9 protein-coding genes are annotated in these 8867 nt (G+C 47.2%); 8 read left to right on the top strand and 1 reads right to left on the bottom strand.

Features of this window, described 5'->3' with window-relative positions:
• Window positions 1–306: 306 nt before the first annotated feature.
• Window positions 307–2916: an AAA family ATPase gene (locus Q0393_RS02775; RefSeq protein WP_298977731.1), complete on the bottom strand. Its 2610-nt coding sequence runs from the start codon at window positions 2914–2916 to the stop codon at window positions 307–309.
• 216 nt (window positions 2917–3132) lie between these two features.
• Here Q0393_RS02775 and Q0393_RS02770 point away from each other — a divergent pair, with 216 nt between their 5' ends.
• The 8 genes from Q0393_RS02770 to Q0393_RS02735 all read left to right on the top strand — a co-directional run.
• On the top strand, window positions 3133–4422 hold the full coding sequence (locus tag Q0393_RS02770) for a S41 family peptidase (protein ID WP_315046281.1): 1290 nt from the start codon (window positions 3133–3135) through the stop codon (window positions 4420–4422).
• 10 nt (window positions 4423–4432) lie between these two features.
• A complete protein-coding gene (gene purC / locus Q0393_RS02765) occupies window positions 4433–5152 on the top strand; it encodes a phosphoribosylaminoimidazolesuccinocarboxamide synthase (RefSeq protein ID WP_298977728.1) in 720 nt (239 codons plus the stop codon).
• Window positions 5153–5155: 3 nt separating this feature from the next.
• Window positions 5156–5392 (top strand): phosphoribosylformylglycinamidine synthase subunit PurS, encoded by a 237-nt coding sequence (gene purS / locus Q0393_RS02760; protein ID WP_298977727.1) that lies wholly within the window; start codon window positions 5156–5158, stop codon window positions 5390–5392.
• The gene (gene purQ / locus Q0393_RS02755; RefSeq protein WP_298956607.1) at window positions 5389–6054 is read left to right on the top strand and encodes a phosphoribosylformylglycinamidine synthase I; all 666 of its coding nucleotides are present in this window, start codon (window positions 5389–5391) and stop codon (window positions 6052–6054) included. The genes purS and purQ overlap by 4 nt, the downstream gene beginning before the upstream one ends.
• Entirely contained in the window at window positions 6048–7340 is a 1293-nt protein-coding gene (locus Q0393_RS02750; protein ID WP_298977724.1) for an SH3 domain-containing protein, read from the top strand. The genes purQ and Q0393_RS02750 overlap by 7 nt, the downstream gene beginning before the upstream one ends.
• Window positions 7321–8007 (top strand): 1-acyl-sn-glycerol-3-phosphate acyltransferase, encoded by a 687-nt coding sequence (locus Q0393_RS02745; protein WP_298977721.1) that lies wholly within the window; start codon window positions 7321–7323, stop codon window positions 8005–8007. Before Q0393_RS02750 ends, Q0393_RS02745 begins: the two co-directional genes overlap by 20 nt.
• Before the next feature lie 141 nt (window positions 8008–8148).
• Window positions 8149–8355 (top strand): hypothetical protein, encoded by a 207-nt coding sequence (locus Q0393_RS02740; protein ID WP_298977718.1) that lies wholly within the window; start codon window positions 8149–8151, stop codon window positions 8353–8355.
• 96 nt (window positions 8356–8451) lie between these two features.
• Window positions 8452–8867 (top strand): hypothetical protein (locus Q0393_RS02735; protein WP_298977716.1); only part of this gene is annotated, 416 nt, incomplete at its 3' end.

Below are 8867 nucleotides of genomic sequence, written 5' to 3'. Positions count from 1 at the left end.
GATGGAATTCTACTGCGGCCGAGGAATTTGACGGAGTAGACAATGTAGTGTTTCAATTCCCAACGGGATGGAATTCTACCAGGATTACTTGGCTTATCGGGTTTATTAGGCTTAGGTTTCAATTCCCAACGGGATGGAATTATGCTGAAGCAAGCGACGATTAACGCAGGCTTTGCGATCTGTTTCAATTCCCAAGGAGATAGATTATTCGCCCAATTTATATTAATAAAGTATTTTAGATTCACCTCGCCAAATTTACTCCATCGAAGCGCGGAATTTACCCCGCAGGATAAATTCCGCAGAATTTTATTTCACTCTCTTTATCTTGATCTCGCCGTCATGCGCACCGATTTCGATCCGATCGCCCGCTTTGATCTCGTCGCTTAGGATCATATCGGCGATCTTATCCTCCACTAGATCGTAAAGCGCCCTGCGCAGCGGTCTTGCGCCGTATTCGATATCAAAGCCCGCCGAGGCGATGAGCTTTTTGGCGTCTTCGCTCAAGCTTGCGCTAATGCCGCGGTTTGCGAGCGTTTTTTGCAGGCTTTTAAACATAATGCCCACGATTTTTATAAGATCGTCCTCGCTTAGGGCGTTGAAGATCACGATGTCGTCCAGACGGTTGATAAATTCGGGCTTGAAATAATTCTTCAGCTCGCTCTTTACCGCCTCCTCTCGCTCGGCAAGCGCGATTTCGCGCGGCTTGTTCGCATTTTTGGCGTCAAGCTCCATAATCTTAGCCGAGCCGATATTGCTCGTTAGGATGATGATCGTGTTTTTAAAATCAACCGTAACGCCCTTGTTATCGGTCGCGCGCCCGTCGTCTAAAATTCCAAGCAGGATGTTAAAAACGTCCTTGTGCGCCTTTTCGATCTCATCAAAAAGCAGCACGGAGTAGGGCTTTCTGCGCACAGCTTCGGTAAGCTGCCCGCCCTCATCATAGCCCACGTATCCCGGAGGCGCGCCGAGCAAGCGGCTGACGCTGTGTTTTTCCATATACTCGCTCATATCAAAGCGGATCATCGCCCGCTCATCGTCGAATAAAAATCTCGCTAAGCTCTTCGCGCTCTCGGTCTTACCGACGCCGGTAGGGCCTAGAAACAAAAAGCTTCCGATAGGGCGGTTTTCGTTAACGAGACCGGCTTTGTTGCGCTTGACGGCGCGAGCGATGGCGTGCAGCGCCTCGTCCTGCCCCACGACACTTTCTTTTAAGTGCTCCTCGATGTGGAGGAATTTCTCCTTTTCGGAGGAGAGCATTTTGCTTACCGAGATGCCCGTCCATTTACTTAAAATTTCAGCCACGCTCTCCTCGTCCACGCGGTTTCGCAAAAGCACGCCGTTTTCTTTCATCGCGTCCCACTTCGCCTCAAGCTCCTTGACCTTCGCCTGCGCAGCGGGGATCTTGCCGTATTCGATCTCGGCGGCCTTGCTAAGATCGCCGTTGCGTCTTGCTAGGCTAGCTTCGTTTTTGAGGCTGTCGATCGCCTTTTTCTCCTCGCTGATGCCGCCGAATACGGACTTTTCATTTTCGAATTTAGCCTGAAGCGCATTTTTCTGCTCGGTTAAATTTTCGATCTCTTTATCGATCTGCGCAAGCCGCTCGTCGTTTTTGCCGTCATCCTCCATCTTAAGGGCTTCCTTTTCGACCTGAAGCGTTAGGATGTCGCGCTTAGCCTTGGCAAGCTCGTTGGGCTCGCTTTCGATCTGCATTTTAAGCTCCGCCGCCGCTTCGTCAATGAGATCGATCGCCTTATCCGGCAGAAATCTGTCGCTGATGTAGCGGTCGCTTAGCCTTGCAGCCGCCACAAGCGCGCTATCGGTGATGGTGACGTTATGATGCACCTCTAGCCGCTCTTTTATGCCGCGTAGGATCGCCGTAGCCTCGCTCACGCTAGGCTCCGCGACCGTTACGGGCTGGAAGCGGCGCTGAAGCGCGGCGTCTTTTTCAAAATACTTTCGGTACTCTTTTAGCGTCGTAGCGCCGATCGCGTGCAGCTCGCCGCGCGCAAGAGCGGGCTTTAGGATGTTTGCGGCATCCATAGAGCCTTCGCTTGCGCCCGCGCCTACGATGGTGTGAATTTCATCGATGAAAAGTACGACGTTTGCGGCTTTTACGACCTCGTTTATGACGGCTTTGAGCCTATCTTCAAACTCGCCGCGGTACTTCGCGCCCGCGATCAGCGCACTCATATCAAGCGCGATGACGCGTTTGTTTTGTAGGCTAAGCGGGACCTCTTTTTTGGCGATCAGCTGCGCAAGACCCTCGACGACCGCGGTTTTTCCCACGCCCGGCTCGCCGAGCAGGATCGGATTGTTTTTCGTCTTGCGGATTAAAATTTGCATCATTCGCGAAATCACCTCGTCGCGACCGATGACCGGATCGAGCTCGCCCGCGATTGCCTTGGCGGTGAGATCGACGCCGAATTTACTAAGCGCTTCAAGCGTCTCATCGGCGGTTTGCGAATCGATACTTTTGCCGCCGCGAAGCGCCTCTAGCTCCTTTTTGATCTCGCTAAGATCTGCGAATTTAGACAGAATTTTCTTTAGCGGATCTGCGTTTAAATTTGCAATCAGCCAGGTATCTACGGCGATAAATTTATCGCCCGAGCTCGTCATCAGCCCTTTTGCGACCTCTAGCGAGTTCATCAGCTCGCGCGAGATTCGCACGTTTTCCTTCGTGACGTTTGAACTAGTCGGCAAATTTGAAATTTCGCTTTTGATCTCAAGCTCGACCGCGGTCTTTTCGATACTAAATTTATTAAAAATTTGATTTAGCACCGAGCCGCTGTCGGCTACCAAAGCCCAGAGCATATGCAATACGCCCACTTCGCTATTTTTGGAATGGATCGCCAAGGAAACGCTGCTTTCGAGCAAAGAGCGCATTTTATCGGTTAAAATTTCAATAGTTTCGTTCATAAATTTTCTCCTAAGGTTGAAGTTAGTTGCATTATATAACTTTAGTGTCTTTATGTCAAGATTTTTTAGTGAGATTTTAAAATTTTCGGTTTAAATTTATCCGTAAACGCGTAAATTTCGTATGAAATTTACCTTATTTTTAGCCAATTTTCTATAAAATTCACTCTATTTTACTTTCAAGGATAAACTTTGCGACAAAAACACCTCTTCTTCGGCTTGGGATTCATATTTTCTCTATTTTTAGGCGTTAGTTTTTTTACCGGAAATTTACAAGCCAGAGAGGTCAATGCGACCAAAAAACCAGACAGCGAAAAAACGCGTCTGGAGGCGCTAGCTAAGCTTACCAAAACACTTGCGATCGTCGAGAACAATTATGTCGATGAGATGACTTTTTCCGAGCTTGTGGACAAGACGATCTCGGGGCTTATGAATAACCTCGACGCGCACTCAAGCTATATGGACGAAAAGGCGTTTAACGATACGAAAGTCCAGACCGAAGGCGAGTTCGGCGGGCTTGGAATTCAGGTGGGTATGAAGGACGGCGCTCTGACCGTCATCTCGCCTATCGAGGGCACTCCTGCCGACAAGAAAGGCATTCAGGCTAACGACGTTATCTTGCGTATCGACGGCAATGCGACCTTCGGCATCACGATCGACGATGCGGTCTCAAAAATGCGTGGCAAGCCGAAAACCAAAATCACTCTAACGATCGTGCGCAAAGGTGTTAGCAAGCCTTTTGACGTCGAGATTGTCCGCGACATAATCAAAGTAGAATCGGTCTATGCCAAGATGATCGAGGATGATAAAATTTTATATCTGCGCGTTACGAATTTCGATCAGCACGTGGTTCCCGATGCGAGCAAATTTATAAAAGAGCATAGAGACGCCAAAGGCATTATTTTGGATCTGCGAAACAATCCGGGCGGACTTTTGGATCAGGCGATCGGGCTTGTAAATTTATTCGTAAGCAAAGGTCTTATCGTCTCTCAAAAAGGACGCGCGAAAAATGAAACCGAAGCGCATAACGCCGATCCTAAAAAGAAGATCACCGATCTACCGCTTGTGGTTTTGGTTAATGGCGGCAGTGCGAGCGCGAGCGAGATCGTAAGCGGCTCGCTTCAGGATCTAAAGCGCGCCGTGTTAGTTGGTGAAAAAACTTTTGGCAAGGGAAGCGTACAGGTGATCCTGCCGATAGAGGATAAAGAGGCTCTGCGGCTTACCATAGCGCGTTACTATCTATCAAGCGGTCGCACCATCCAAGCGGTGGGCGTGACGCCTGATCTCATAGTGGCGCCGGGCAAGGTGCCGAGCCGCGACGAGGATGAATTCTCGCTAAAAGAAGCTGATCTCAAAAAGCACCTGCAAGGCGAGTTAGCCAAGGTCGAGACCAAGAAAAAAGATGCTCAGAAAAAGGATGAGAAAAATTTCATCACTGCAGAGCAGATTAATAACGATATCCAGTTAAAAACCGCAATAGACGCGATAAAAATTCTAAACATCAAGTAAGGAGAGTGTGATGCAAGCTACCAAAAAAGAGCTTATCTACGAAGGCAAGGGCAAAAAGATGTGGTCGGTTAACGAAAGTGACGACCTTTTAATCTCGGAATTTAAAGATTCGCTGACGGCGTTTAATGGCGTCAAAAAAGCCGAAGAGAGCGGCAAAGGCGCGCTGAATTGTAAAATTTCGACGCTGATTTTTGATCTGCTTAAAAAGCACGGCATCGCCACCGCGCTTGTTGAGACGATCAGTCTGACCGAGCAGCTCGTGAAAAAATGTAAAATTTTCCCTCTTGAGATCATCGCTCGTAATATTGCCACCGGCTCGCTTACAAAGCGCCTAGGCATCAAAGAGGGCACGAAGCTTCCGTTTACACTGGTGGAGTTTTGCTATAAAGACGATGAGTTGGGCGATCCTATCCTAAACGACGAGCATTGCTTGCTGCTTGGCGCCGTAAAGAGCCAAAGCGAGCTTGACGAGCTCAAAAAGATCGCGCGCAAGATCAATGAAATTTTGATTAAATTTTTTGATGAGCGAAATTTAAAGCTCGTGGATTTCAAAATCGAGCTTGGCAGAGATAAGGACGGCAATATCCTGCTTGCAGACGAGATCAGCCCCGATAGCTGCCGCTTTTGGGACAAACAAACCGATAAAAAGCTCGACAAGGACGTATTCAGACAGGATCTTGGTAGCGTAAAAGTGGCCTACGAAGAGGTCTTGCGTAGAATTTTAGGATAAGCGATGAAGGTAATCGTAAACGTAAGGCTTAAGCAGGGCGTGCTCGATCCGCAGGGCAAGGCGGTTTTGCACGCCCTTGCTGCGCTTGGATTTAGCGGCGTGCGAGATGTGCGCGTAGCCAAACAGATTGTCCTTGAGCTAGATGGCGAGGATAGGGATAAAATTTACGCCGACGTCGCTAGAATGTGCGATGAAATTTTGGCAAACACCGTCATCGAAGACTACGAGATCGTGATATGAAGGTAGCGATCGTCAATTTCCCCGGCACCAACTGCGAGCGCGACAGCAAATACGCCTTTGATAAGCTCGGTTGTGAAACGCAGATAATCTGGCATAAAGAAACCGACATAAACGCCGATCTGATCGTGCTTCCCGGTGGCTTTAGCCACGGAGATTATCTGCGGACGGCTGCTATTGCCAAATTTAGCCCGGTGATGAAGGCGGTTCTCGCTCATGCTGCGCGCGGCGGCTATATCCTAGGCATCTGTAATGGCTTTCAAATGCTTTTGGAGCTAGGCTTGCTCGCAGGCGCGATGAATAAAAATATAAATTTAAGCTTTATCTCAAAATTTCACAATTTGCGCGTCGTTTCAAACGATAATAAATTTCTGCACTGTTGCGATAAGGGCGAAATTCTAAATATCCCGATCGCGCATGGCGAGGGAAACTATTATGCGCCTGCGGATACGCTAAAGTCGCTATACGACGAGGATTGCGTGCTGCTAAAATATTGCGACGAAAATGGCGCGGATCTAAATCCGAACGGCTCAGTAGACGCAATTGCCGGGATTTGCGATAAAAACAAAAAGATTTTCGGCCTGATGCCGCATCCTGAGCGCGCGATAGAGCCTATTTTGGGTGGTACTGACGGAGAGAAAATGCTAAAAGGCTTAATTTGCTAAAAAAAATTCTTACTATTTTAGGTGTCTGCACGCTTGCGTTTGCTGCGCCGGAGATTGAGATCGATTCGCTTGATGATCTAAGTAAATACGCGCCGAAAAAAGCTGAGGATAAGCCGGACGAGCCGCAGACGCGCGATAATTCCAAAGTGATGCTGAAGTATAATAAAAAAGAGGTTATGTCGATGGATAATCTAAGTATCGACGATCTTAAGGCTTTGGCGCCTACTAACGAAGTCGATCTGGATGTATCCGACGATAAGGTCTATCAGGACATTAAGCCCAAAGAGCTTACGCTAAAAGCCAGTGGAATGCCTAGGAAGGTGTATTGCAATCAAATTTTTAAGATCGATTTCGCCGTATATTTGGGGCAGAAAATCATCGTTAAGCCAAAGCTGGAGATCAGCCGCACCAATGGTATGAAGTGGCTTAATGCCGATAATCTTACGTGGATTGAGGGCGACGAGATGTTTGAGACGACGCTGTGGTTTGCAGCAAGCGATAAGAGCGATAAGATAAATGAGCTCGTTTTGACGCTGCAGCGCAACGGAGAATTCTTTGAAAAAAGCTCTATCAAACCTGATAATCCAGAATTTATGAAGCTTGATACGAAGCCTAATTTTTCGCATATCGTAGCCGACGAGCTGAAACTTAAAAACTACAAAACTACCAAATTTGACGACGCTTCAAATTTACTCACGCTCGATCTTGGTATCCGAAACGGCGCGATCGGCTCCTTTCACATAGATAATCCCGCCATTATCAAGCAGGGTGTGGACTCCGTGCGCGGCACATACGCGAGCCAAAGCGGATATTATTTCGCCGTCGTGGATAAAAATATCACAAATTTAGACTTCAGCTATTTCAATCTTAATACTAAAAAATTTGAAAATTTCGGTCTTGAGCTTAATCCGCGCGCCGAGGATCTTAGCACGCAGATCGGTCTAAATCCGAAAGAGAGCAAGTTCGAAGCCTATAAGCAGATCGCGATCTACACGCTAGCTGCCGTGCTTTTGGTGATGTTTCTGCTTAGTAAAAATATCACGCCGCTTATTTTCGCGGTGCTGATTTTGGCGGTAAATTTCTACGTGCAAAGGCCTTACGGCACGGGCAGTATCGCGCAAAATTCCCCGGTTAGAATTTTGCCTATGCAAAGCTCCACCGTGTTTTACGTGACTAAAAATCCCGAAAAGGTCGAAATTTTGGGTACGAATAAGGAATTTTACAAAATTATGCTGGGCGGCAACAAGATCGGCTGGGTAAAAAAGGATGAGCTTGTCAAGGATTAGAGCGTTATTTTACGCGATTTGGTTTATTTTTACCGTCGTTTGCGTCGTGATCGCCATGGCGGTGAAAAACTCCTCTCATCGCCGCTTCCGCCGCATTTGGGGGCGCTTCCAGCGCTACGGCGTCGGATACGATATCCAGATCATAGGCACTCCCGATCCGCGCGCGCAGTTAGTAATCGCCAACCACCAAAGCATAATGGATATCGTCGTGCTTGAAGAAACCCATCCCGCCGATATCTGCTGGATCGCTAAAAAGGAGATCGCAGATATCCCTATCATCGGTAAAATTATCACTCTTCCGAAGATGATCCAGGTCGATCGCTCAAATCCGCGCGATCTGGTGCGGATCGTGCACGAAGTGCAGCAGCGCGTGAGTGAAGGGCGCGTCATCACGATGTTTCCCGAGGGCACTAGGCATCGCGGCACGCAGCTTTTACAATTCCAAAGCGGCGCCAAAGCGATCGTTAGCAAGCTCGGTCTGCGCGTCCAGCCCGTGGTGCTCATCGGCACGCAGCACATCGCAAACTCTCACGATTTCACCGTCCATAGCGGACATGTCAAAATCATTTACCTAGATCTGCTCGATACGAGCGATAAAGATTGGCTACAGCACGCTAGAGAGGCGATGCAAGCCGTAATCGACGAAAACGAAACCGCCGAAGCGTAGACGGAATTCATAAATTTACTGATGAAATTCAAACGCGACTTTTGTTAATTCGTGCGATTTCTGCGCGCTAGCGCGTTCATTCGTCGCTTTGATTTGCGGCGGCAGAATTTTGTAAAATTTTATACGTTCGTGTTAGGCAGTGTGGAATTTCAAAATTTTATACGTGCGCGCGAACGACGAAATTTTAAAATTCTATCCATGCGCTCAGGTAGTGGAATTTTAAAATTTCATCTAAGCAGCAGGCGGCGAGTTATCGGCGAGAGACCCGCAAGAAAACAGCGCCTACATAAAAGCGAAATTTTAAAATTTACGCGGTGCGGCAAGATGTGGAATTTAGCGTATATTTAGCCATTTGCGCAAATGGCTAAACGATTTGTCGCAAGAGCAAAAGATGGCGGCAACCCGCAAGCAGTCTTAAAATTTTAAATTCTTAAGGAGGAGAGAATGGCGTTTGTTACAGAGGAAATTTCAAAAGAGGATGTCGAGAAATACGATTTGCTAAAACCGTGCAATGAGATATGCAATAAGTATTATCAGGGTGAGCTTGATTGGGTAGATTTAAATTCGAGAGATTGGTGCATAGATCGAGAAAGAGGTATTTGGCTTTTTCCTATGCGCAGTATCACTATCGGAGATCCGAGAGATATGGAATTTAGCGGAGAAGTGATATGGCTTTTGCATTATAGAGGCAAAGATATAGAGATCGATTTAAGAGATATAAACAACGAAAATACTGGTAAAAAAGTTACGGATAATCCATATAGAATAATATATGAACTAAAATCCATAAGAAGCGATATCGGGAATATACCAAAGCAAGAGATTGTAGATATTTTAAAAGAAATTTTAAATGAGTTTAA

It is taken from the genome of uncultured Campylobacter sp. (assembly GCF_938015785.1).
Classification (GTDB): Bacteria; Campylobacterota; Campylobacteria; order Campylobacterales; family Campylobacteraceae; genus Campylobacter_B.
Note: the sequence above shows the minus strand (reverse complement) of the source record. Positions and strands in the feature narration are given on the sequence as shown.